General features: G+C 66.2%; 24 protein-coding genes and 1 pseudogene. 10 read left to right on the top strand and 15 right to left on the bottom strand.

Annotated elements, in window-relative coordinates:
* Positions 1-13 precede the first annotated feature (13 nt).
* Together D6M19_RS09415 and D6M19_RS34190 are read right to left on the bottom strand one after the other, a co-directional pair.
* Positions 14-496: pseudogene (locus D6M19_RS09415) on the bottom strand (HugZ family pyridoxamine 5'-phosphate oxidase); the annotation flags it as partial.
* 14 nt (positions 497-510) lie between these two features.
* Positions 511-771 carry a hypothetical protein gene (locus D6M19_RS34190; protein WP_164478404.1) on the bottom strand — a complete coding sequence of 87 codons (261 nt, stop codon included), beginning with the start codon at positions 769-771 and terminating at the stop codon, positions 511-513.
* 132 nt (positions 772-903) lie between these two features.
* On the opposite strand from D6M19_RS34190, the gene D6M19_RS09410 reads away from it, so the two are divergent.
* Complete coding sequence (locus D6M19_RS09410) at positions 904-1,812, top strand: hypothetical protein (RefSeq protein WP_164478403.1); 909 nt, start codon at positions 904-906, stop codon at positions 1,810-1,812.
* 4 nt (positions 1,813-1,816) lie between these two features.
* On the opposite strand, the gene D6M19_RS09405 is transcribed toward D6M19_RS09410, so the two are convergent.
* Complete coding sequence (locus D6M19_RS09405) at positions 1,817-2,206, bottom strand: hypothetical protein (protein WP_123025046.1); 390 nt, start codon at positions 2,204-2,206, stop codon at positions 1,817-1,819.
* 261 nt (positions 2,207-2,467) lie between these two features.
* Between D6M19_RS09405 and treS the strand changes: the two genes are divergently transcribed.
* The 4 genes from treS to D6M19_RS09385 all read left to right on the top strand — a co-directional run bounded on the left by treS (position 2,468) and on the right by D6M19_RS09385 (position 7,446).
* Positions 2,468-4,267, top strand: coding sequence for a maltose alpha-D-glucosyltransferase (treS, locus tag D6M19_RS09400; protein ID WP_123024930.1), 1,800 nt, complete (start codon positions 2,468-2,470; stop codon positions 4,265-4,267).
* Positions 4,264-5,628, top strand: coding sequence for a maltokinase N-terminal cap-like domain-containing protein (locus D6M19_RS09395; RefSeq protein ID WP_123024929.1), 1,365 nt, complete (start codon positions 4,264-4,266; stop codon positions 5,626-5,628). The genes treS and D6M19_RS09395 overlap by 4 nt, the downstream gene beginning before the upstream one ends.
* Positions 5,629-5,698: 70 nt before the next feature.
* Positions 5,699-7,063 (top strand): flavin monoamine oxidase family protein, encoded by a 1,365-nt coding sequence (locus D6M19_RS09390; protein WP_123025045.1) that lies wholly within the window; start codon positions 5,699-5,701, stop codon positions 7,061-7,063.
* Between the two features lie 17 nt (positions 7,064-7,080).
* Positions 7,081-7,446, top strand: a complete 366-nt coding sequence (locus tag D6M19_RS09385; protein WP_123024928.1) for a hypothetical protein — start codon at positions 7,081-7,083, stop codon at positions 7,444-7,446.
* Here D6M19_RS09385 and D6M19_RS09380 read toward each other — a convergent pair.
* Positions 7,443-8,000 carry a TetR/AcrR family transcriptional regulator gene (locus D6M19_RS09380; RefSeq protein WP_123024927.1) on the bottom strand — a complete coding sequence of 186 codons (558 nt, stop codon included), beginning with the start codon at positions 7,998-8,000 and terminating at the stop codon, positions 7,443-7,445. The genes D6M19_RS09385 and D6M19_RS09380 overlap by 4 nt on opposite strands.
* Positions 8,001-8,287: 287 nt before the next feature.
* Between D6M19_RS09380 and D6M19_RS09375 the strand changes: the two genes are divergently transcribed.
* Positions 8,288-8,638 (top strand): hypothetical protein, encoded by a 351-nt coding sequence (locus D6M19_RS09375; RefSeq protein ID WP_206428487.1) that lies wholly within the window; start codon positions 8,288-8,290, stop codon positions 8,636-8,638.
* On the opposite strand, the gene glgX is transcribed toward D6M19_RS09375, so the two are convergent.
* Positions 8,635-10,773, bottom strand: a complete 2,139-nt coding sequence (gene glgX, locus D6M19_RS09370; protein WP_123025044.1) for a glycogen debranching protein GlgX — start codon at positions 10,771-10,773, stop codon at positions 8,635-8,637. The genes D6M19_RS09375 and glgX overlap by 4 nt on opposite strands.
* Before the next feature lie 100 nt (positions 10,774-10,873).
* Between glgX and D6M19_RS09365 the strand changes: the two genes are divergently transcribed.
* Complete coding sequence (locus D6M19_RS09365) at positions 10,874-11,671, top strand: enoyl-CoA hydratase/isomerase family protein (protein WP_206428495.1); 798 nt, start codon at positions 10,874-10,876, stop codon at positions 11,669-11,671.
* A gap of 2 nt (positions 11,672-11,673) precedes the next feature.
* Here the strand turns inward: D6M19_RS09365 and D6M19_RS09360 are convergent, their stop codons facing one another.
* The 7 genes from D6M19_RS09360 to D6M19_RS09335 form a co-directional block, all read right to left on the bottom strand.
* Positions 11,674-12,237 (bottom strand): nicotinamidase, encoded by a 564-nt coding sequence (locus tag D6M19_RS09360; protein ID WP_123024925.1) that lies wholly within the window; start codon positions 12,235-12,237, stop codon positions 11,674-11,676.
* A 10-nt stretch (positions 12,238-12,247) separates the two neighbouring features.
* Positions 12,248-12,931 carry a PAS and ANTAR domain-containing protein gene (locus tag D6M19_RS09355; RefSeq protein WP_123024924.1) on the bottom strand — a complete coding sequence of 228 codons (684 nt, stop codon included), beginning with the start codon at positions 12,929-12,931 and terminating at the stop codon, positions 12,248-12,250.
* A 51-nt stretch (positions 12,932-12,982) separates the two neighbouring features.
* Entirely contained in the window at positions 12,983-14,314 is a 1,332-nt protein-coding gene (locus D6M19_RS09350; protein WP_123024923.1) for a hypothetical protein, read from the bottom strand.
* Entirely contained in the window at positions 14,311-14,754 is a 444-nt protein-coding gene (locus tag D6M19_RS09345; RefSeq protein ID WP_123024922.1) for a hypothetical protein, read from the bottom strand. The genes D6M19_RS09350 and D6M19_RS09345 overlap by 4 nt, the downstream gene beginning before the upstream one ends.
* A 2-nt stretch (positions 14,755-14,756) precedes the next feature.
* The gene (locus tag D6M19_RS34185) at positions 14,757-14,933 is read right to left on the bottom strand and encodes a hypothetical protein (protein ID WP_164478402.1); all 177 of its coding nucleotides are present in this window, start codon (positions 14,931-14,933) and stop codon (positions 14,757-14,759) included.
* Positions 14,930-16,765, bottom strand: coding sequence for a hypothetical protein (locus tag D6M19_RS09340; RefSeq protein ID WP_123025042.1), 1,836 nt, complete (start codon positions 16,763-16,765; stop codon positions 14,930-14,932). Before D6M19_RS09340 ends, D6M19_RS34185 begins: the two co-directional genes overlap by 4 nt.
* Positions 16,766-16,859: 94 nt before the next feature.
* Positions 16,860-18,242 carry an acyl-CoA dehydrogenase family protein gene (locus tag D6M19_RS09335; RefSeq protein WP_123024921.1) on the bottom strand — a complete coding sequence of 461 codons (1,383 nt, stop codon included), beginning with the start codon at positions 18,240-18,242 and terminating at the stop codon, positions 16,860-16,862.
* A 142-nt stretch (positions 18,243-18,384) separates the two neighbouring features.
* Between D6M19_RS09335 and D6M19_RS09330 the strand changes: the two genes are divergently transcribed.
* Positions 18,385-19,992, top strand: a complete 1,608-nt coding sequence (locus D6M19_RS09330) for an AMP-binding protein (RefSeq protein ID WP_123024920.1) — start codon at positions 18,385-18,387, stop codon at positions 19,990-19,992.
* Positions 19,989-20,534 carry a hypothetical protein gene (locus D6M19_RS09325; protein ID WP_123024919.1) on the top strand — a complete coding sequence of 182 codons (546 nt, stop codon included), beginning with the start codon at positions 19,989-19,991 and terminating at the stop codon, positions 20,532-20,534. Before D6M19_RS09330 ends, D6M19_RS09325 begins: the two co-directional genes overlap by 4 nt.
* Here D6M19_RS09325 and D6M19_RS09320 read toward each other — a convergent pair.
* Positions 20,468-21,112: an FMN-binding negative transcriptional regulator gene (locus D6M19_RS09320; RefSeq protein WP_123024918.1), complete on the bottom strand. Its 645-nt coding sequence runs from the start codon at positions 21,110-21,112 to the stop codon at positions 20,468-20,470. The genes D6M19_RS09325 and D6M19_RS09320 overlap by 67 nt on opposite strands.
* Positions 21,113-21,151: 39 nt before the next feature.
* On the opposite strand from D6M19_RS09320, the gene D6M19_RS09315 reads away from it, so the two are divergent.
* A complete protein-coding gene (locus D6M19_RS09315) occupies positions 21,152-21,466 on the top strand; it encodes a hypothetical protein (RefSeq protein ID WP_123024917.1) in 315 nt (104 codons plus the stop codon).
* Between the two features lie 15 nt (positions 21,467-21,481).
* Here the strand turns inward: D6M19_RS09315 and D6M19_RS09310 are convergent, their stop codons facing one another.
* Positions 21,482-21,802, bottom strand: a complete 321-nt coding sequence (locus tag D6M19_RS09310) for a hypothetical protein (RefSeq protein WP_123024916.1) — start codon at positions 21,800-21,802, stop codon at positions 21,482-21,484.
* 33 nt (positions 21,803-21,835) lie between these two features.
* Positions 21,836-22,273 carry an RICIN domain-containing protein gene (locus tag D6M19_RS09305; protein WP_123024915.1) on the bottom strand — a complete coding sequence of 146 codons (438 nt, stop codon included), beginning with the start codon at positions 22,271-22,273 and terminating at the stop codon, positions 21,836-21,838.
* Positions 22,274-22,506: the final 233 nt, after the last annotated feature.

Raw genomic sequence — 22,506 nt, 5'->3', positions numbered from 1 at the left:
GCTGATCCTAAGCCGGGGCCGCGGCCGCGTAGGCCTCGCCTGTCGCGACGTCCATCCGGCCGTAACCGCCGTACCAGCGCACCCGCCCCACCCGCAGTACCCACACCGCGAAGTCGCCGAAGTCGATGTAGTTCTTCGCATCGGGAACCGCGGCCAGGTGCGCGTCCCTCGCGGCGACGAGTTCGTCGCCGACGGGTCGTTCGACCACACCGGCAAGCGTCACCCGGCCCCACGACTGCGGGTCGGGGTCGCGGGTGGGTGACACGATCGCGATGCTGGCCCTTGGGTCGGCGGCCAGGTTGCGGCCGTGCTCGGCGAGGGTCGAGACGCACAGCACGGGCGCGCCACCGAGCAGTCCGTAGGTGACGAACGAGGCCCACGGGTCGCCGGTCGCGCTCAGAGTCGCCAACGTGCCGGTGTTGGTCGACGCCACGATCGCGCGTGCTTCCTCGGCGGCTGACGGGCGGACGGGCTCCACGTCGGCACGATACGTCACCGCCGCCGATCGCGTTAGAGCGTCTCCTCAGCAAGCAAGGATTCCATCGGCCGATGGCAGGAAGTGTGCGACAATTCCCTCACGATAAACGCCTGGTCAGCAACTTTATCGGAGATGGGGAGTCGATGGAGGTGCCGGGTCTGCGCGTCGCCGCGTGTGCAGGCGTGCTCGTTGGCGGCCTCATATTGGGCGGCAGCACGGCCGGGATCGCGGTTGCCGAACCGAGCGGTGCCCCCGGCGACGAGCAATCCAGCAAAGACATCGAAAACGAGCACCCGAGCCTCTCGCATCTAATTCAGCGGATCTTCAGTGAACATCGAAAGCGGCCAGCCAGTGCGGCGCGGAGCGCACCGCGGGCGAAGATCGGCTCAGCACCTGACAGCGGTTTCATACCCAGCGAATCGAGCATGGCGACGGCATTCGCCGACGTCGCGGAGGTGACCGACCCTCCCGACCCGGTACCGGCTCCCGACGACGACCGCGAGGCAGACCCCGACGGAACACCCTCGGGCACGAACGAAGGTACCGACCCTGGCGGCGGTGCCGAACCGCTCAACGACGCGGCCGCCGTGGGCGGCGGGAGTGACTACACCGACGAAACCGTCGTCACCGACAACGCCGTTGTCGTGTCCGACCCCGCGCCGGTGGCGCAGCAGGTCGACGTCGTCGAGTATCCGTTCCTCTACTACGTCCTCGAGGTACGCCGCGGCGGCAGCGGCTGGTGGAACGCCACCGTGATCATTTCGCGGCGCCAGCAAGAGGCCGGTGAGCCGACGCCCGAACCCGAGCCCCAGGTGGTGGCTGGACCGGCGTTCCGCGGCCCCGCACCCGAGGCCCCCGCGCCCGATCCGGTTCTCGATGCGTCCGGCGGTGTCGCGGGCGGAAGCGACTATCAGGCCACCGGTTTCGGCGGCGCACCCGTGCTGTCGGCACCCATCGTCGCGGCGCCGGTACTGCCGCCGGCTGCGGTCCGGTTCCCGGCGTTGGCGCCCGCGGCGACATTCCCCCCTGGTCTCGGCTCGGCAGCGCCGCGCGGCGCGAACGGCGCCGAATGGTCAACCCAGGGAGGCGGCAGGCAGGCAGGTCCGCTGGAACAGGCGCCGCCGGGCTCCGTCAAGGCGATGTCGGGCCAGCCGCCGCGACAGGGACATGCCGACTACCTGCGCAGCCCCGGCCTTCCTCAGTTGGCCGGAGCCGCGCTGCCGGGCGTCGCGGTCATCCTGCTGATGACCCTCGGCGGCGGCGTCGTCGGCTACCGCCAGGCCAACGCGGGCCGGATGATCCGGGCCAGCGGCGCCGCGCGCTATCTGCCTTAGGGCGTCAGCCGCCGAGGGCGGCGATCAGATCCTTGATCCTCGACGCCTCGTCCTCGAGTACCGGCTCTTCGGCTTCGACGGCCTCGATCAAGTCTTTGCGCAGACCCACACCGTTGGCCGCTTCCTTGGTGGACAGCTTCGCCCGACCGCGCGCGATGTAGAGGCGCTGACCCAACGTGGCGCCCGGCCCGTTGGCCGCGGTGGCCATCAGATCGTCGTAGCGACTACGCACCCCGCTGAGCGCGACGATGACCGAAGGGGTCACCCGGCTGCGGCTGGCGGCGTCGGCCAGCGAGTCCTGAAGTTTGCGCAACCCGGAAAGGATCACGCCTGCGCGGTCCGGGAATTCGGGGTCGCTCGGATCGGGAAGGGCGTCAATCGCCGCGGCATACATGTGCATGGCCGCATCGGACAAACCAACGATTACAGGAGCTTCACCATCATTAGGCTCAACCACGGCCACTCGATTCGTCGAAGAATTGATTTAGGGCCTTTGCCCACCGGTGATGGGAACAAAGGTCGCGCAAACGGTATCCCGGTTCGGCGCGGGTTTCAACCGCTCCTTTACACCATCGGAGCCCGCTCTTTGCTCACTGCCGTCGCGACACGCGCAGCAGATTCAAATCCGTCGCGGGTGGGTAGGTTTGAAGTTCATATGGATGCTCCCCTAGATGCGCGAAACCGAGTCGACGAATTGATCGACCACGACCCGACAGAGGGCAGCCACGTCGAAGGCGGCGTGGTGGAACACCCAACCGCCGACGACTTCGACCATGCGGCCGTGCTTCCCGAAGACCGCACCTGGTTCAAGCGTGCAGTGTTCTACGAGGTGCTTGTGCGGGCGTTCTACGACGGCAGCGCCGACGGCTCTGGCGACCTGCGCGGTTTGATCGAGAAACTCGACTATCTGAAATGGCTTGGCGTCGACTGCCTCTGGCTGCCGCCGTTCTACGACTCGCCGTTGCGTGACGGTGGCTACGACATCCGCGACTTCTACAAGGTGCTGCCGGAGTTCGGTACCGTCGACGATTTCGTGGCGCTGCTCGACGCCGCCCACCGCCGCGGCATCCGGGTCATCACCGACCTCGTGATGAACCACACGTCGGATTCCCACGAGTGGTTCCAGGAGTCGCGTCGCAACCCCGACGGCCCCTACGGCGACTACTTCGTGTGGAGCGACACCAGCCAGAAGTATGCCGACGCCAGGATCATCTTCGTCGACACCGAGGAGTCGAACTGGACCTTCGATCCGGTGCGAAAGCAGTTCTACTGGCACCGGTTCTTCTCCCACCAACCCGACCTCAACTACGACAACCCGGCCGTCCAGGAAGCGATGATCGACGTGCTGCGGTTCTGGCTCGATCTCGGTATCGACGGGTTCCGGCTGGACGCCGTGCCGTATCTGTTCGAACGTGAGGGCACCAACTGCGAGAACCTTCCTGAGACGCACGCCTTCCTCAAGCACTGTCGCAAGGTGATCGACGACGAGTTCCCCGGCAGGGTGCTGCTTGCAGAGGCGAATCAGTGGCCCGCCGACGTCGTCGAGTACTTCGGCGACCCCGACACCGGCGGCGACGAATGCCACATGGCGTTCCACTTCCCGCTGATGCCGCGCATATTCATGGCGGTGCGACGGGAGTCGCGTTTCCCGATCTCGGAGATCCTGGCGCAGACGCCGCCGATCCCGGATATGGCGCACTGGGGAATCTTCCTGCGCAACCACGACGAATTGACATTGGAGATGGTCACCGACGACGAGCGTGACTACATGTACGCCGAATACGCCAAGGATCCGCGAATGAAGGCGAATGTCGGCATTCGGCGTCGGCTCGCTCCGTTGCTGGAGAATGACAGAAATCAAATAGAGCTGTTCACCGCCCTTTTACTTTCGCTGCCCGGTTCGCCAGTTTTGTATTACGGTGACGAGATCGGCATGGGCGACATCATCTGGCTTGGCGACCGAGACGGTGTGCGCACCCCGATGCAGTGGACCCCGGACCGCAACGCCGGCTTCTCGAAGGCCAACCCGGGACAGCTTTACCTGCCGCCGAACCAGGACCCGATCTACGGCTACCAGTCGGTGAATGTCGAGGCGCAGGTGGACAGCTCGTCGTCGCTGCTCAATTGGACCCGCACCATGCTGGCGGTGCGCCGCCGCCATGAGGCGTTCGCTACCGGGTCGTTTCGCGAACTCGGCGGGTCCAACCCCTCGGTCCTGACCTACGTGCGCGAACTCGAAGAGGACGGCGAGAAAGACACCGTCTTGTGCGTGAACAACCTGTCCCGCTTTCCGCAGCCGATCGAGCTGAACCTGCAGCACTGGACCGGTTACACGCCGGTCGAGATGACCGGGCACGTCGAGTTCCCCTCGATCGGCCAGTTGCCGTATCTGCTGACCCTGCCCGGCCACGGTTTCTACTGGTTCGAGCTGCGGCCATCGGAGGAGCGACGATGAGCGGCGCTGCGAAACTGCCGTGGTCGGCGTGGCTGCCGGAGCAGCGCTGGTATGCCGGCCGCACGCGCGAAATGGCCTCCGCCGAGCCCGCGCAGGTTGTCACGCTCCGCCAAGACCTCGACTTGGTGCTGCTCGACGTCGCCTATAGCGACGGATCGACTGAGCGGTATCAGGTGATCGTGCGGTGGGACTCCGGAGCCGCCGAGACGGCGACATCAAGCTCGGGACCCATCGACGAATATCTTGACCTGGCGACTATCGGGGCGGCCGGTGAGCGCACCGCCTACGATGCGCTCTACAACCCGGCCGACGCGAAATACCTTCTGTCGCTGGCCGATTCGGAAGCAACCATCGGTGATTTGCGGTTCGGCAAAGAGCCGGACGTCACCTTGCCTCTCGACGCGGCGCCCAGGGTGGCGAGCGCCGAGCAGAGCAACACCAGCGTGGTGTTCGAGGAAAGTGCCGTCTTCAAGGTCTTCCGCCGAATCACGCCGGGCATCAACCCCGACATCGAACTGAACCGGGTGTTGGCGCGGGCGGGCAACCCGCATGTGGCACGGCTGCTCGGCTCGTATGAAACGACGCTCGACGAAGAGCCGTACGCGCTGGGAATGGTCACCGAATTCGCCGCCAACTCCGCCGAGGGCTGGGACATGGCCACCGCGAGCACGCGCGACCTGTTCGCCGAGGGCGACCTGTACGCCGACGAGGTGGGCGGAGACTTCGCGGGTGAGTCATACCGGCTCGGTGAGGCGGTCGCCTCGGTACACGCCACCCTCGCCGAGGAACTCGGCACCGCGATGACCCAGTTCCCGACCGACGCCGTGCTGGAGCGGTTGGCGACAGCGGCCGCGGCGGTACCCGATCTGGCCGAGTACGTACCGCTCATCGAGGAGCGCTATCGCAAGCTGAGCGAGGACACCATCACCGTCCAGCGTGTGCACGGCGACCTACACCTGGGGCAGGTGTTGCGCACCCCGGAGCGGTGGCTGCTGATCGACTTCGAGGGCGAGCCGGGGCAGCCGCTCGACGACCGCAGACGGCCCGATTCGACGGCAAGGGACGTGGCGGGCGTGCTGCGCTCGCTCGAGTACGCCGCCTATCAACGGCTGATGGAACAGTCCTCCGACGACGACCGCACCCGGCAGTTGGCCGCACGGGCCCGCGAGTGGGTGAAACGCAACAGCGCTGCGTTCTGCGACGGCTACGCCGCGCAGGCCGGCGCCGATCCGCGGGACTCCGCCGCCCTGCTGGCCGCCTACGAACTGGACAAGGCGGTGTACGAGGCCGCCTACGAGGCGCGGCACCGGCCGACGTGGCTGCCGATCCCGTTGCGTTCCATCGCCCGCATCGTCGGTTGATTCTGAAGACAACCACGTAAAAATTTGCCAAACGGCTCCGCCCTGCTCTCCCCGGGTGGACCATCCGATCATGGCTGACGTGGACTTTTGTGTAGTAGGGGCGGGTTTTGCCGGCCTCACCGCCGCGTTGCGGCTGAAGCAGGCGGGGCGGTCGGTGGTGGTGCTGGAAGCCCGCGACAGGGTCGGCGGGCGCACGTTCACCGAACTGCGTGCCGACGGGACGTGGATCGATCGCGGCGGCGCGTGGGTGGGGCCGGGACAGGACCGCATCTATGCGTTGATGGCCGAGTTCGACGTGCCGAGCTACAAGCAGTACGGGCGCGGCGAGTCGATGATGGTCATTGGCGGCAAGCAGTTCCGCTACACGGGCACTGTGCCAAGGACGCTGAACCCGTTCGCGACCGTCAATCTCGGCACGGCGATGCTCGAGCTGGCCCAGATGTGCAAGACGATTCCGCTCGAGGAGCCGTGGAACGCCAAGAAGGCCGACAAATGGGACACCATCTCCGTCGCCCAGTGGCTGGACCACCATGTCCGGTCGCTGGCGGCGCGCGATCTGCTCGAGACCGCCATCGGCGGCACCTACACCAGTGACACGTCAGAGGTCTCGTTGTTGTTCGCGTTGCATCAGATGGCGTCGGGCGGCGGACCTCAATTCGTGTTCGGCGTCGAGGGCGGCTCTCAGGATTCGCGCATCGTCGGCGGGATGGGTGCGGTGTACGGCCCGATGGCCGCGGAGATGGGCGATGCGTTGCACCTGTCTGCGCCGGTGCGCCGCATCGAGCAGGGCGACGACCAGGTGACCGTGCGCTGCGACGACATGACGGTGACGACGCGGCGGGTGATCGTCGCGGTGCCGATCGCCATCGCCAGCCAAATCCTTTATGAGCCAGGGCTTCCCGTGGACAGGTCGTTGCTGCACCAGCGCATGCCCAGCGGTGCCGTCTACAAGATCAACATCGTCTACGACGAGCCGTTCTGGCGATCCGACGGCCTGACCGGCCAGTCGGCGGCGCCGGGGACGCCTGCGCCGGTGACCATCGATGCGTGCACCGACGCCGGCACACCGGGCGTGCTGTGCGTGATCGTCGAAGGGCCGACCGCACGCGACATGTGCGCACTCGACGACGAGACGCGCCGCGGGCTGATCCTTGCCGAGCTGGCCAACCGCTTCGGCCCCAAGGCTGGTTCGCCGATCGACTTCATCGAGCAGAACTGGACGACGGAACGCTATTCGGGCGGCGGGATGATCAGCCACGCGCCGCCGGGCGTGCTCACCGAGTTCGGGCCTGCGCTGCGTGAACCGTGTGGGCGCATCCACTGGGCGGGCACCGAGAGTTCGGCCGTCATGTGCGGCTGGGTGGACGGGGCGGTGCGCTCAGGGGAACGGGCGGCGGCCGAGGTGATGGCGGCCGAGCGGGTAGCGGTGGCATAACGGGTAACCGGTTAGGCATGGCGTCCTACGCGGTGAACAAGTCAGCGGTGGCCAAGGCGCGCAAGCTGATCGATGCGAAGCAGTACGTCCTCGACAGCGACTGGGGAGAAGTGCAGCCCACCGCGGACGCGCAGAACGCTTTCCTGGAGAACCACACCTGGGATGAGTACGCGCAGTGGCACCTCGGGCTCACCGAAGGGGCCAACGACCACACCAAGGCCCGCTATGCGTTTGTCTACGGCGACCTGCGGCGGGTTCACCGCACGGGCCTGATCGCATGCGTGTACCGCGCCTCGGAGTGGCGTCACAAGGACGTCGAACTGGCCGCCCACGATCTGCTGCAGTACCTCGATGCCAAGGTTGGCCTGAAGCCGTCCGGCTAGGCCCGAAACATGAAGTCCAGAAAGCGTTCCTGCATTTCGACCGGTGCGTCTTCGGGAGTCGCGCCGTGCAGCACCCCCATCCCCGCCCCGAAGAAGACGGCGGCTCGGACACCGGCATCCTCGGGGTCGAAGCCGGCTTCGACGAAGGCCTGATAGACCGCCCGAAACACACGCCCGTCGCTTCTCCGCACGTTGGCGGCCACGTCGGCGTCGGTCAAAGCCCATACGCGCATGGCCCGCTCGAGCGCCCACTGCGCAGGCCCGGCGACGGCACTCATCATGTATCTCAAGCGTTGGCGGGGCTCGACGGCTGCCGAGTCCTCGAACCGCTGGCGGTCCTGGTCCTTCAGGCTTCCCCAGGCATCGAGGAGTGCGGTGCGGTAGGCGTGCAGATCGGCGAAGTGCCAATAGAAACTTCCTTTGGTGACACCGAGCCGCTCGCAGAGCCGGTCGACGCGCAGCGCATGCGGGCCCCCTTCGGCGACCAAGGCGAAACCGGCCTGGATCCAGTCGTCGATAGAAAGCCGGCGTCCGGTGCCGCGCGGCGGGGTCATGCACGGCAGCTTACGTCTACCAGCATCTTGACAGCCGGGAAAGATTAGCGGCGGTAATGAATTCCGCCGAGAGGTGCTGTTGCAACCGTGGCCGCCGGTAGTCACCGCCGCTCTTCGGCTTCTACTTCCAGCCCGCCCGGCCGGCGGCACCCCTCGGTGCCGAATTCGCGGCCACGGCTGCTACAGCTGCCAAACGTTACCATACTGCCTGGTATGGGAGGGGCCTTCGGCTGATTCCGGTCAGTGAGAAGCGGGCCGCCGTTTAGCCGCGGCACGGGTCGGGCACCATGGGACCCATGGCACGCGACGTTTCCGATGATAATCCGCTGACACCCGAAGAAGCGCTCGACTCCGACGAGGTGCGCAACGACGACGGCGACGAGGTCGTCGACCCGCCGGAGCGGTGGATCGAAGCTCGCGAGGACGAGTCGCTGGACGAACGTCTCGCGGACGAGACGCCGGACGTGTCGCCCGACGACATTGACCTGCGCGATGCCGACGACCCTGGAAGCAGGGAGACCGTCACCGAATCAGACGACGCACTGGACCGCCTTGACCCAGGGCGCCACGGCCGTGAACAGGGCCAGATCGACGGGACGCCGGAGGACGGCGACTCGTTCTACGACGTCATCGACTAGCTGTACGCCTGCAGCACCATCACCGAGCGCGCGTCCACGGTGACCGTCGTGTCGGCGTCGTGGGGCTTGTATTCCTCGACCACTTCGTCGGCGGTGTAGATCACCGGAACCCACGAGACGCCGAACTCCTCGTGCGGCAGCGTGAAGTCGATCGGTTCGTGGTTGGCGTTGAAGAACAACACGAACGAATCGTCGGTCACCCGCTGGCCCCGCACGTCGGGGTCGGGGATCCCGTAACCGTTGAGGTAGACGCCCAGCGATTTGGCGAGCCCGGATGCCCAGTCTTCGTCGGTCATCTCGGCACCGTCGGGCGCGAACCAGGCGATGTCGGGGAGTCCGGTGTCGTCCTGTCGCACCGGCCTGCCACTGAAGAAGCGTCGCCTGCGAAACACCGGATGTGCCGCGCGCAGCGCCGACACGGTGCGGGTGAACTCGATCAGTTGCTCGTCGGCTTCTTCCCAGTCGATCCAGGACAGCTCGTTGTCCTGGCAGTAGACGTTGTTGTTGCCCTGCTGTGTGCGACCAAGTTCGTCACCGTGCGCGATCATCGGCACGCCCTGGGACAGCAGCAGGGTGGTCAGGAAGTTGCGTTGCTGGCGCCCCCGCAGCGCGTTGATCTCGGGATCATCGGTTGGGCCTTCGACGCCGCAGTTCCATGACCGGTTGTGCCTCTCGCCGTCGTTGTTGTTTTCGCCGTTGGCATCGTTGTGTTTCTCGTTGTAGGACACCAGATCCCGCAGGGTGAAGCCATCGTGGGCGATGACGAAGTTGATGGATGCCACCGGCCTGCGAGCGGTGCCCTCGTAGAGATCGGCTGACCCGGTCAGCCTGGAAGCGAACTCGTCGAGGGTGGCGGGCTCGCCGCGCCAGAAGTCCCTGACGGTGTCGCGGTACTTGCCGTTCCATTCCGTCCACTGCGGCGGGAAGTTGCCGACCTGGTATCCGCCGGGCCCGACGTCCCATGGTTCGGCGATCAACTTGACCTGGCTGACTGTCGGATCCTGTTGCACGAGTTCGAAGAACGTCGACAGCTTGTCCACGTCGTAGAACTCGCGGGCCAGCGTCGAGGCCAGGTCGAAGCGGAAGCCGTCGACGTGCATTTCGGTCACCCAGTACCGCAGCGAGTCCATGATCAGCTGCAGTGAGTGCGGGTGTCCGACGTTGAGGCTGTTGCCGGTGCCGGTGTAGTCCATGTAGTAGCGCTTGTCGTCGTCGACGAGCCGGTAGTACGCGGCGTTGTCGATGCCGCGCATCGAGACCGTCGGGCCGAGGTGGTTGCCCTCGGCGGTGTGGTTGTAGACCACGTCGAGGATCACCTCGATACCCGCCTCGTGCAGGGTGCGCACCATCGCCTTGAACTCCTGCACCTGGCCGCCGGGGGTGCCACTGCTGCTGTACTTCGGGTCAGGAGCAAAGAACCCGATGGTGTTGTAGCCCCAGTAGTTCGACAACCCCTTGTCGATCAGCGTCGAGTCGTTGGCGAAGTGGTGCACCGGCATCAGCTCGATCGCCGTCACCCCAAGCGACTTGAGGTGTTCGATGATCGCGGGATGCCCGACGGCGGCATAGGTGCCGCGCATCTGTTCGGGGATATCGGGATGAGTCTCGGTGAGGCCCTTGATGTGCGCCTCGTAGATGACGGTGTCTGCGTACTCGAGGTTGGGCGGCCGATCGGTGCCCCAGTCGAAGAAGGGGTTGATCACCACCGACTTCGGCATGCTCGCCGCCGAGTCGTCGTCGTTTCGGCTGTGCTCATCACCGAAGTTGTAGCCGAACAGCGACTGATTCCAGTCGAAGATGCCGTCGATCGCCTTGGCGTAGGGGTCCAGCAGCAGCTTGTTCGGGTTGCAGCGGTGGCCGCTCTCGGGGTCGTAGGGCCCGTGCACGCGGTAGCCGTAACGCTGGCCCGGCTCGATATTGGGTAGGAAGCCGTGCCAGACGAACGCGTCCACCTCCGGCAGGGTGATCCTGGTCTCGGTGTCATCTGCGTCGAACAGGCACAGCTCCACGTGCTCGGCGACCTCGCTGAACAGCGCGAAGTTCGTGCCGGAGCCGTCGTAGGAGGCGCCAAGCGGATAGGCCTTTCCCCGCCAGACCTCCTGGGGAACGGCGTTGGGACTCGAGACTTGGGTCAAGGGGCACCCTTCTGGCTGGCTGAAACCGAACAACGCGACGATACGGTGCACCCGGGTGCGCGAGCATGGCGGGCAAGACGTTCACGAGGAGGTATATCCGGTGGTTGGCCCCGTTGAACTGCCCGTTTATCGAACACTGCAAACAGCCGTCGACCGCGGTGTGGCAACCATCACGCTGAACCGGCCGCACCGGCGCAACGCCGTCGGCGACGGTATGCGCGAGGAACTGGCCGATGCGTATCTGTGGTGTGACCGGGCCGACGCGGTCCGCGTCGTCGTGTTGACCGGTGCCCCGCCCGCCTTCTGCGCGGGTGCCGATCTCTCGGCGGGTGAGCTGACCTTCACCGACCCGGGGCCGACGTTCTCGGCCGCCGGCATCGACGTGGCGGCGTGGACGGTGAGCAAGCCGGTGATCGCCGCGGTGAACGGCCACGCGATCGGGCTGGGTCTGACGCTGGCCCTGCAGTGCGATATCCGGTACTTCGCCGCCGACGCGCAGTACGGGGTCGTGCAGGTGCGCCGCGGGATGGTCGGGGACGCCTATTCGCACTGGGTTCTTCCGCGACTGGTCGGGCTGTCCAACGCCGCCGAGATCCTGCTCGGCGGCGTCACGTTCGACGGCCACCGGGCGGTGGCGCTCGGGTTGGGCAGCCGGGTGCTCGACGCCGACGAGGTGCTTGCGGCCGCCCACGAGCTGGCACACGACATCGCGGACAACGCCGCCCCCGCCTCGGTGGCCGCCAGCAAGAGGCTGCTGTGGGATTCCTTTGACCTCGGCCGCGCCGCGGTCGGTGCCCGTGAGACCGAGATTCATCTCGCCCTGATGCGACACGACGACGCCAGGGAGGGGGTGCGCGCGTTCATGGAGCGCCGGCGGCCGAGGTGGACCGGCAAATAGCTTCAGGCCGCCGAGCCGACGACGTCGACGCCTGCGGCGCGCATGTTCTCCACAGCCTTGGCGCTGGACTCCGGCGCCACGCCTGCGGTCAGGTCGAGCAGCACGCGGGTGGTGAAGCCCTTCTCAACGGCGTCGGTGGCGGTTGCCCGCACGCAGTAGTCGGTGGCGATGCCCACGATGTCGACCTCGTCGACCCCGCGTTCGCGAAGCCAGTCGGCCAGCGTGGTGCCGGATTCGTCGGTGCCTTCGAAGCCGCTGTACGCCGCCGCATACCGGCCCTTGGTGAAGACGGCCTCCACTGCGGAGTGATCGAACTCTGGATGGAAGTCAGCGCCCGCCGTTCCGACCACACAGTGCCGCGGCCACGACGCCGCGAAGTCGGGTTCGTCTGAGAAGTGGTCACCGGGATCGATGTGGAAATCCTTGGTCGCCACGATGTGGTCGTAACCGTGAGGGGTGGAAAGGAATTCGCTGATCGCATGCGCCACCAACTGGCCGCCGACCACTTCCAGGGAGCCGCCTTCGCAGAAGTCGTTCTGCACGTCGACGATCAAGAGCGCCCGCATGCGACCAACCTTACGATGCGGTCTTGGCCTCCGCCTGCGTCGCGCCGATCCGCAGGTGGGCGGTCAGCAGAACGTGATCGAACGTGGCCCGCGGCGGCAGGACTTCCTCGTAGGTCAGCTGGCCGAAGTCGAACAGCACCTGATCGGCCAGCACGCGAAGCTTGACGTTGGTCTCCTGGGACCGCCACTTCAGCAGCTCGAAAGCCGACTCGTCGCTGATCCGGTAGATCAGCATCAGCATTCCCTTGGCCTGCTCGATCGTCGCGCGGTTCTCGGCGATCTCGGCGACCGCCGCGTTGACCAAGTCCTCACGCGAACGACCGTCGTCCGTCACGTCGACGTAGAACCCGTGCGTGCCGATCACGTCGCCGTTGTCGTCGTAGAGCCGGTCACCGATCACGATCACGTCGTGCATCATCTGATGTTTGTCGATGATGCGGTGCCGGGTGCTGAATGTCCGGTGGGTGCACCGGATTTCGTCCAGTGTGGCAGCGACCTGAACATAGTCGTCGGGGTGCTTGTGGGACAGCACCAACTGCGTCGTTGGCACGACACTGCCCACCTCGTAGCCATGCAGCTGCTGAACCTGGTCCGACCATTCCCACCGTTCGTCGGCGAAATAGAAGCGGAACCACCCCACCCGTTGCGGCGAACCCCCGGCTAACGCCTGCTCGATAGTGTCGTCGCCCGGCACCCCGTCAATGTAATTGACACCGCGAAAATTGTGCGGAGATTAAGAGATTCTTCATCCACCGAAAAGTAGATAGAGCCCGGTGAAGGTGTAACCCACCATCACCAACATCATCGCGAGCTGGCCGGTCAGCTGATATCCGGTCGGCAGCACCTTCAGCGCGCGGTCGTGTGCGGCGACCACCCCGGCAACGTGTCCGCCGACGACGCAGCAGACCTTGATGGTGGCCAATACCGAAGGATGAAGTGACAGAACGTAGTTCACTTCGACGTTGCCGAGGCCCAGCAGATTCCAGCCGCGGCCGAGCGGATCGGCCAGGTCGATTACGGTCTGCTGACCGCGTTCGATCAGATAGGACAGATAGTGCGCGAACATGTACCCGAGAACGATCGGGATCAGCGAGTGCGCCATCACCCCCGGTAGCTCGCGTCGGGTGCGTCCGTCGACGCCACCGGTCGCGCGGGCAGCGAACCAGAACGTCACGACCACGACGGCGATGAAGACTCCTAGTCCCGCCGTGCGCAGCATCGTTGCGGCGGTGGCGGATTCGGTTTGCCGGTCGACGAAGTTGCGCCACCCGGGCATCGCCGAGAAGCTGTCGAACGCGGTGGAGCCCAGCAACACCGCGAGCAGCGTCACAGTGCCCGGCCGGATCGGCAATGACGGCAAGTGGTCGAATGGATTCCCGATCTCGATGCGCCCGCTGTGTGGGTTTCGGCGCAACGGCGAGAAGCGGGATGCGACGACGCTGTACACCTCGAACGGATCGGCGCGGCCGAACCACTTGACGCCGCAGACGATCGCGCCCGTCAGGGTCACGACGATGTAGACCCACAGCCACAGCTTGATCGCGCCCAACGATCCGGGGTCGGGGCTGGCCAGCTCCAGCCACACGAAGGCGAACAGGCCGAAGGCCGCGGGCCAGTAGCCCAAGGATCGGGGATAGCCGCGGCCTGCGGGCAGGCGCGCCAACCGAAGCAGCCGGTAGGCCGTGCGTACCGGCGAAACCGCGCGCCATATCGGTCCGATCGCCAATGAGGCCGCCACAAGGCCGACCCACATCAGCACGTAGAAGACGCCGGGCAGCGGGTTGCCGTCCGACGTGCCGAACAGCGCGGCCATCGCCACCCAAGCGGCGAACAGCAGACCCGCCCCGGCCAGCACCCACCGGGTGGCGGGCGCATCCACGACCGTCGTCACCCAGGGCGGCAGCGCGCGTCCGGCTTTGTCCGGATCGAATCGCGGCCGCCGCCATGCGAAGGCCACCACGGCGAAGGTGAAGGTGAGAGCCCAGGCCGCCCCGATGAGGGCGTACGTGTAGGGGATCGGTAGATCCGACGACCCGCCGAGGCCATGCGCCAGCACCACGACGGATCCGTCGGTCACGGCTGCACTTGCACCGTTGCGACCGTCTTTGCGAGCTGGTGCAGTTCGATGTCGACCTTGCCGGGCACGCCGACGGTGAACTGGAACTGCTGCCCCGGCTTGGCCTCGATCTTGAAGGTGTGGTCGGGCGTGGAGTGCACGTGGAGCTCATCGGCCACATCGCTGTCGACCTTCACAACGATCGGCTCGTTCGTCTTGGCCTCGAGTTGCGCGTTGAGCGGGTTGATCTCACCGCCCTTGATGGTGACGTCGATGAGCAGACGGTCGGGAGGCGCCTGCTCGTTCTGCATGTCCGACGGGTTGATGGTCGTCACCGACGGCGGGCCCGACGAGCTCGGCGCGCTCTCGGAGCCACCGCCGCCGCCACCGCAGCCGGCGATCAGCAATCCACCGGCGGCGAGCAATACGAGGAGTCGTCTATCGCGATGAGTTGGAGTCACGGTCAATCATCTTGGTCGGTGGAGGCGGGCTCTTCACTGTGAGGCCCGTCTCTGTTTCGCCGGTCCTTCAACGCGATGTAGGCGACGACGCCTGCCACCACGAACGCAGGGACGAAGGCTGGGATGGCCAGCAGCAGCGAGTGGTCGGCAAGGACGACTACGTCGGCCCCGGCCGTCATGCCTGCGCCGACGGCTGCAGCTCCGCCTTCGTGTCGGTGGGCTCTCTGCGGTTGATGCGGCCCGCGCCCCAGGTGAGGCCGCCGATCATGATCAGCGTGCAGGTGAGCACCACCAGGCCGCCGACGGTCCACAGCTCCATGGGCGTGTCCGGTTTGCGCTCGCGCTGCAGGATGGTGATCTCGGCGACGAACGGCCGCGTCATCGACGGCTGGGCGGGCACCTCGGGCGCCCCGATACCCGGGTCACCCGCCAGGAAGATCGGCACAGCGGTCAAGATTCGGCCGTCGTGCACGCGCAGCAGCGTCTTCCACTTTCCGTAGACGGGCAGCGGCTGCGTCGAGCGGTAGTGCCCGGGCCCGAGCCGTTCCAGACGATCGACGAAGATGCCGCGGTCGTTGGCCAGGCCGCCCTGCCAGCCGAGGACCGACACCCAGTTCGGGGCCGCGCTGATGAGGTCGGGCGGGTTGATCCGAACGTCGGCGGTGACCATGCGCTTGTCGGCGGAGCCGGGCACCTCGGTCAAGCTCACCGTTGCGGTGGCGTTCTGCGGCACCTCGTAGCGCAGTCCGTTGGCGGTCGCGCCGCCGATGGCGATAACGGTCAACGCCACCAGTCCGATGCCGATGGCCCGGTTCGGCAGCCGCTGAGCGGTGAGCACCATGCCGAGCATCGCGCCGCATGCGCCGGTGAGAACCGTGACGGGCACGGCCATCATCAGCGCCTCGGGCCAGATGCTCGACGGCCACGGATAGTGGTAGACGGCATCTATCCAGAAGGACTCCAGCCACAGTCCGACGGTGCTGACCAATAGACCACCGACGAGGCCGAAAAGGATGGGCCGCTTGAACACCGGCGTCAGCGCGAGGAGTTCGATCACGATCGCAGCGCCGAGGTACGACGCGAACCAGTTGATCGGCGCACCGAGTACCGGGCCGACGATCAGCGCGACGAGGCCGCGCAGCGCGATCGCGAACAACGCGGCAAGTATCGCGCCGAAGCGACCGAGCATGATCCGCGCCGCGACGAGCCCGAATGCCCCCGCCGCCGCGATCAGCATCGGTTCGAACACCTGCCGGAACTGGGGAACGCCGAAGTCGAACTCGATCTGGAACACCGAAAGGCCGATGATGATGCCGCCGAAGCCGAGATACTTCACGCCCTTGAGGAAGAAGCCGTCCTTGGGCTTGTCGTCGCCCATCGCCCGTTCGCCCTCGTAGTCGAGCAGCAGCGCAGAGATCGTTGCGAACCCGGCGCCGCCGATCATCATCAGGTGGGTCGGCCCCCACAGCGTGACGTCCTGGCCGAAGATGCGGTGCCAGACGTCGTCGAGCGGGAAGCCGGTCAGCGCATAGAGGCCACAGCCTGCCATCAGGAAACCGCCGACCGGCGCGTACCAGTCCTTGGTGATGCGAACCGCGAACGGGCCGGGCTTCTCGTAGGGCAGCACGATCGCCGCGCAGCCGGCGACGAACAGCAGGAACAAGCCGACCAGGATGAAGTAGTGCGCCGGGTTGGCCAGCGGACCGGGGTCGCGGCCCTTGCCGATGTGCAGGCTGACGTCCCAGATGAACCCGAACAGTGCGCAGATCAGTGTCCCGATGAACAGCGTCATCGGCACCGCCACCCACGGCGGCCGCTTGAATTTGCGGCCTGCGTATTCGGCGACGCTGTTGACCCAGGTGATCTTGCGGGCCCGATGCAGGTAACCGAGCCAGCACAGCAACGCCCCGATGATCAGCGCGACCACCGTCATGCCGATCACTTGGCTAATCTCGGCGCCGCCGCCCTCGTCCGCCGCAGCGATGAACGAAATCTCCGTCGAACCCGTCATCTGCCCCACCTGGTGCGTATCGGAGGAAACTTCTTACCGGTCGGTAATGTTGCCAGATTTCGCGTAGACGAAACCAGGGGTACCGGTAACTTTGTTACTTTCTTGGCGGCTGCAGCACCTTCATGGCAAGCGACATGATCGGCTGCGGGATGCGATCCTTCATGCCGAGGGCGGAGTTCGCCACCTGGGTGCGGGCCGGGGTGCCACGGCCGAACCAGCGGTTCAGCGGCCCACCGGACGGTTCGAGGTTGACGTGCAGGGGCGGTTTGCCGTCGGCTGCACCCAGTGCATTGGAGATGACGACCCGCTGGATCTCGCTGGTGCCCTCGAAAATCGTGTACAGCTTGGCGTCGCGGTACCACTTCTCGACCGGGTGGTCCTTGATGTAACCCCAGCCGCCCATCGTCTGGATGGCGCGTTCGGTGGTCCGCACCGCGACCTCGCTGGCGGCCAGCTTCGACATCGAGCCCTCGCCGCGCTCCATCGGCACGCCGGTCGCCGCCATCCAGGAGGCCCGCCAGGTCAGAAGCCGTGCTGCGTCGATCCCGGTGGCGAGGTCGGCCAGCGGGAAGGCCACGCCCTGGTTGTCAATGATCGGCGCACCGAAGGCTTCGCGACGGTTGGCGTACTCGGTAGCGTATTCCATTGCGGCCCTGGCGATGCCGAGCGCCTGAGCGGCCACCATCGGCCTGGTCTGCTCGAACGTGCCCAGGGTCGCTGACCCGGAGTGCTTGGCGCCCTCGACGGCCTCGCGGGCGCGGGCCAGCTTGTGCTCCAGCTTCTCGTGCCCGCCGAGCAGGTTGGCGCCGGGCACCCGAACCGCGTTGAACTTCAGCTCGGCGGTGTGCGATGCGCGGCAGCCGAGCTTGTCCAGCTTGCGCACCATTTCAAGGCCGGGCGTGCCGCCGGGAACGATGAACATGGCCTGACCGCGATGACCGAGTTCCTCGTCGACGACGGCGTTCACCACGTGCACGTTGGCGATGCCGCCGTTGCCGATCCACATCTTGTGGCCGTCGATGATCCAGTCGTCTCCGTCGCGCTTGGCGCGGGTACGCAGGTTGCGCACGTCGCTGCCGCCTTCGGGTTCGGAGATCGCCAAGGCGGCGAGCTTCAGATCACCAGGGGTGCCGAAGCACTCAGGGGCCCACTCCAGCATCTGCTCCGGGGATGCCGCCTGCCCGATGGCCGACAACGCCAGCGCAGGCATCACGATCGCCAGGCCGATGCCTGCGCAGCCCCAGAACAGCTCCTCCATGAACATCGGCAGCGACAGCCCGGTGGGGTCACCGATCAGGTCGCGGTAGAACAGCGGGCTGTAGAACCCGCGCTCGGCGGCTTCTTCCAGCACCGGCCAGGGAAACTCCTGGCGGGCGTCGTAGTCGCCGGCCACCGGACGGATCACCGTTTCAGCGAACTCGTGGGTGCGTCGCGCCAGATCGTGCTGCGCTCCGGTCGGGGTCAGATCGAAGCTCATGAATGGTCCCCCGCTGAGTCCAGGATTGACATTCCCCACCCCCGCCTTCCTCGTCCGAATTACGGTGACGGGTACCCCGCGAAGGCAGAAAATCCACGATCGAGACTGCGCACGCGTGGAGCGGACACAGAGGAGCCGTCGCATGTTGTCCCACGACGTAGGTGCCACCAGCCCCCCGTTGCTCGACGAGACGATCGGCGACAACCTCGCCAGAACCACCGAGGCATTCGGTGATCGGGAGGCGCTGGTCGAGTGCGCGACGGGTCGGCGCTGGACCTACCGCGAATTCCACGAAGCGACCCGCCGGATCGCCACCGCGCTGATCGAGCGCGGCACCAAGCCGGGCGACCGGATCGGCATCTGGTCGCCGAACAGCGCGGAGTGGACGATGATCCAGTACGCCACCGCGCAGGTCGGCGCGATTCTGGTCAACATCAACCCCGCTTACCGGGTCGACGAGCTCGAGTACGCGCTGAACAAGGCCTCGATGTGCACGGTGTTCGCAGCGCCTGAGTTCAAGAGCTCCGACTACGTGGCGATGCTCGGCAATGTGCGCGGGCGGTGCCCCGCGCTGTCCGACGTGATCATCATCGGATGGGAGCCGTGGCAGGAGATCGCCGACACCGCAGTCGATTCAGACGCCCTGGCGCGGGTGCAGGCCGAGCTGAAACCCGGCGATCCGATCAACATCCAGTACACGTCCGGCACGACCGGATTCCCCAAGGGCGCCACGCTGACTCACACCAACATCCTCAACAACGGCTACTTCGTCGGCGAGCTTTTGGAGTACACCGAGCAGGACAGGGTCTGCATTCCGGTGCCCTTCTACCACTGTTTCGGCATGGTGATGGGAAACCTGGCCTGCACGACGCACGGCGCGGCGATGGTGATCCCCGCTCCCGGCTTTGATCCGGAGGCGAGCCTGAAAGCGGTTGCGGCGCAGCGCTGTACATCGCTTTACGGCGTCCCGACGATGTTCATCGCCGAGCTCGGGCTGCCCGACTTCGACAGCTTCGATCTGAGCACGCTGCGGACCGGGATCATGGCCGGGTCGACCTGCCCGGAGCAGGTGATGCGCAACGTCATCGACCGGATGCACATGAGCGGGGTGGCGATCTGTTACGGCATGACCGAGACGTCGCCGGTGTCGACCCAGACGTTGCCGTCGGACAGCCTGACCCGAAGGGTGACGACGGTGGGCCGGGTCGGGCCGCACCTGGAAGTGCAGGTCGTCGATGAGAACGGGGCGCAGGTCGAGCGCGGTACGCCGGGCGAGCTTTGCACCCGCGGATACAGCGTGATGCTCGGCTACTGGGATGACCCCGACAAGACCGACGAGGCGATCGACGCCGACGGCTGGATGCACACGGGCGACATCGGTGTGATGGACGACGACGGCTACCTCGCGATCACCGGCAGGATCAAGGACATGGTGATCCGCGGCGGCGAGAACATCTATCCCCGCGAGATCGAGGAGTTCCTGTACAGCCATCCCGACATCGTCGACGCGCAGGTGGTCGGGGTGACCGACGAGAAGTACGGCGAGGAGCTGATGGTCTGGCTGCGGGTCAAGGAGGGCGCCGAAGTGCCGACCCCCGAAAGCCTGCGCGCGTTCTGTGCAGGACGGATCGCGCACAACAAGATTCCGCGCTACGTCCAGGTCATCGACGAGTTCCCGATGACCGTGACGGGCAAGGTCAGAAAGGTGGAGCTGCGCGAGCGTGGTGAGGAGCTGCTCGGGGATTCATGAAGCTCTCGGACCTTCGGCTGCGGCAACGCGACTCCACCACATGCGGCCCGAGCGTCGCGGTGGTGGCCGGCGCGCTGGTGAACCCCGCTTATCGGTCGGCGTTGACCGACTCTCCCCGAACCTGGTTCGACGACGAGCAGCTGCGGGTTCACACCGAGGTGAACCGGGTGTGGCCGCGGATGCTCGGCACCACCCCGATGGGCATCGCCCGCGCCGTCACCACGCGAACGCAGGTGCGCGGTGTCCGATACCGGTGGCGGCGGTTCCGCGGTCGGCGCGATCGGCTGACCGATGTGCTGCACTACGCGCAGGCAGGTTGGCCCGTCGCGATGCTCGTCGGCCGGTTCATACCGAGGCACTGGGTGTTGATCGTCGGTGTCAACGGGCAGACGCTGCGGTGTTACGAGCCGTCGTCGGGCGAGGTGCGGTTGGTCGATGTGGACGCGGTTCGGCGCTCCCGGTTGACGGGGCTGGGCTATCCGCGGCCGTTCGCTTTCGTGTTGCCGTCGTCGACGGCGGCGACGCGGTCGGCGACGAGCTGATCACGCGGCGCGTCGGACTGGCGCAGCCCGGCGATGACGCCGGCCCGGTTTCGGTCGGGTTGGTTCTGCGACATCTTCGATTTGCCTTCGACTTTGGCGATGACCACTTCCACGCCGACGATGCCGCGTAGCTGCGACTGCGTGTAGGACTCCGGTGCGTCGGTCACCTGCCACGGCTCGGATCGGCCCGCCTCGTGGCGGTCGGTCAGCCTGGTGACCAGGTCGAGGACCCAGTCGGGGTCGTCGTGGACGACGAGGCGGCCGTAGGCATTGAGGACTTCGTAGTTCCACGTGGGCACGACCTTGCCCGTCTCGGCCTTGGTGGCGTAGAAGTTGGGCGAGATGTAGGTGTCGGGGCCGGTGAAGATCGCAACCGACTCAGCGCCGTCGGCGTGCCAGTGCGGGTTGGCCCGGGACACGTGGCCGACGAGGGTGTGGCTGGGCTCGTCGTAGATCAGCGGCAGCGGTGTCACCAGCAGACCGGATGGGTGGTGGCTGACCAGTTGCGCGAAGTCCGCCGCCGCGAGCGCCGCTGCGGTCTGCTCGTCGGTCAGCGCGAACTTGCGTGGTATGTACATCGGGCTCCAGGATAATCCGTTCGAACGTATGATCGAACGGTGGGCGAGCTGCAGTCCATCGGCTACAACGGTCAACCCGTGCAACAAGCCTTTCGGCCCGTCGAACCGCCGATGGCTGTTCTTGTCGATCTCGCTGCGCTTTTTCCGCGCGAGCCGCACAGCCCCGGCGGCTACAACCCGGCCGGTTTACAGATGCATGCGGTCGTTGACGGCCGGCTGACGTGTTGGGGCATCTGCGAGCAGGGGCACTGGTGGGGCCTGGTCACCTACGCCATCGCCTACGGCCCCAAGCGGCGATCGGTCACGCACTGGATCCCCGCGTGGATGCTGAAGCGCAAGCCGGAGCGGCGGTGACCAGCGCTTGTGCCGCTAAGCCGACGGGCGGTTCACGTCCGGCGAGAAGCTCGCCGCGGCGACACGGCGTTCCGCTTCGGCCCGCGATATCCGCAACCGTCGCGACAAGACCTCGGCCCATGACGCACCGCCGAACTGCGGAGGTGGGGCTTGGGTGATGAGCCGACCGATCAGCCTGCGGTCGAAATCCACCAACTCCTTGCCCAGCTCATCGATCTGCTGGAGCAGCGACATCCGCTCCGACCACGTCAAGGTGTACAGCGGCAGCCGCAGCAGCTTGCCCTGGCCCGCCTTGATGGTGTCGAGTGCGGCGCTGATTTCATCCTTCGAACTCATGAGTCGCACACTAGTTCGACCCACCGACAAATTTTACGGGTCGCCGATCCGCCAGGTTTGTTCGCTGCTGATCGCGGGTCGCGTGACGACGGTGAAATCCCCGCCAAGGGTGGCCTCCAGAAACCGGCCGCTGCTGACCTGCTCGATCGAGATGAACCCGCCACCGAAGTCCTGGATCCGCCAGCGCTGTGTGTCGCTGTCCTGCCGCGGGCGGGTGACCACCCGGAAGTCCAGGTCGCCGATCTCGTGCGCATCGAGGAAGCGGCCGCTGCTGACCTGCTGGATGGTGCTCACGCCGCCGCCAAGCTCGGTGACCCGCCAGTGCTGGCTGGCGTCGGAGCCCTGGAATGCGCGGGTGAAGACCTGGCAGTCTTTCTGCGCTGTCTGGTGAGCGTCGAGGAAACGTAAACCACCTCCCTGCAGCCGGACCACGCGGGTGGCAACCGCTTCTTCGTTCGTCGTGATGGACATCGGTGGTCCCTTCGGGCAAGCGCGATATCTGTCACGGGTGACGCTAAGAACGCCGTGGCCTGATGCCACGAGTGGCGAACTACCTGTTCTTGACGCCGTCGGTACTCACCCGGCGGTTAGGAAACTCTTCCCTGCGGGGGCGCAAACCTCACTTCCCGGCCATTACGCGCGAACGGCCTGGTCACGACCATGGATGTCGTCCCTGACGAAAACCGATACGACATAGGAACCCC

The sequence above is a fragment of the Mycolicibacterium stellerae genome (assembly GCF_003719305.1).
GTDB lineage: Bacteria > Actinomycetota > Actinomycetes > Mycobacteriales > Mycobacteriaceae > Mycobacterium > Mycobacterium stellerae.
This window is presented reverse-complemented; position numbering and strand designations above follow the sequence as displayed.

Excerpts from the sequence above, each read along its gene's own strand:
- D6M19_RS09410 (WP_164478403.1), top strand. The coding sequence starts at position 904 with ATGGCGACGGCATTCGCCGACGTCGCGGAGGTGACCGACCCTCCCGAC.
- D6M19_RS09405 (WP_123025046.1), bottom strand. The coding sequence starts at position 2,206 with ATGTATGCCGCGGCGATTGACGCCCTTCCCGATCCGAGCGACCCCGAA.
- treS (WP_123024930.1), top strand. The coding sequence starts at position 2,468 with ATGGATGCTCCCCTAGATGCGCGAAACCGAGTCGACGAATTGATCGAC.
- D6M19_RS09395 (WP_123024929.1), top strand. The coding sequence starts at position 4,264 with ATGAGCGGCGCTGCGAAACTGCCGTGGTCGGCGTGGCTGCCGGAGCAG.
- D6M19_RS09390 (WP_123025045.1), top strand. The coding sequence starts at position 5,699 with ATGGCTGACGTGGACTTTTGTGTAGTAGGGGCGGGTTTTGCCGGCCTC.
- D6M19_RS09385 (WP_123024928.1), top strand. The coding sequence starts at position 7,081 with ATGGCGTCCTACGCGGTGAACAAGTCAGCGGTGGCCAAGGCGCGCAAG.
- D6M19_RS09380 (WP_123024927.1), bottom strand. The coding sequence starts at position 8,000 with ATGACCCCGCCGCGCGGCACCGGACGCCGGCTTTCTATCGACGACTGG.
- D6M19_RS09375 (WP_206428487.1), top strand. The coding sequence starts at position 8,288 with ATGGGACCCATGGCACGCGACGTTTCCGATGATAATCCGCTGACACCC.
- D6M19_RS09360 (WP_123024925.1), bottom strand. The coding sequence starts at position 12,237 with ATGCGGGCGCTCTTGATCGTCGACGTGCAGAACGACTTCTGCGAAGGC.
- D6M19_RS34185 (WP_164478402.1), bottom strand. The coding sequence starts at position 14,933 with ATGACGGCCGGGGCCGACGTAGTCGTCCTTGCCGACCACTCGCTGCTG.
- D6M19_RS09340 (WP_123025042.1), bottom strand. The coding sequence starts at position 16,765 with ATGACGGGTTCGACGGAGATTTCGTTCATCGCTGCGGCGGACGAGGGC.
- D6M19_RS09335 (WP_123024921.1), bottom strand. The coding sequence starts at position 18,242 with ATGAGCTTCGATCTGACCCCGACCGGAGCGCAGCACGATCTGGCGCGA.
- D6M19_RS09330 (WP_123024920.1), top strand. The coding sequence starts at position 18,385 with ATGTTGTCCCACGACGTAGGTGCCACCAGCCCCCCGTTGCTCGACGAG.
- D6M19_RS09325 (WP_123024919.1), top strand. The coding sequence starts at position 19,989 with ATGAAGCTCTCGGACCTTCGGCTGCGGCAACGCGACTCCACCACATGC.
- D6M19_RS09320 (WP_123024918.1), bottom strand. The coding sequence starts at position 21,112 with ATGTACATACCACGCAAGTTCGCGCTGACCGACGAGCAGACCGCAGCG.
- D6M19_RS09310 (WP_123024916.1), bottom strand. The coding sequence starts at position 21,802 with ATGAGTTCGAAGGATGAAATCAGCGCCGCACTCGACACCATCAAGGCG.
- D6M19_RS09305 (WP_123024915.1), bottom strand. The coding sequence starts at position 22,273 with ATGTCCATCACGACGAACGAAGAAGCGGTTGCCACCCGCGTGGTCCGG.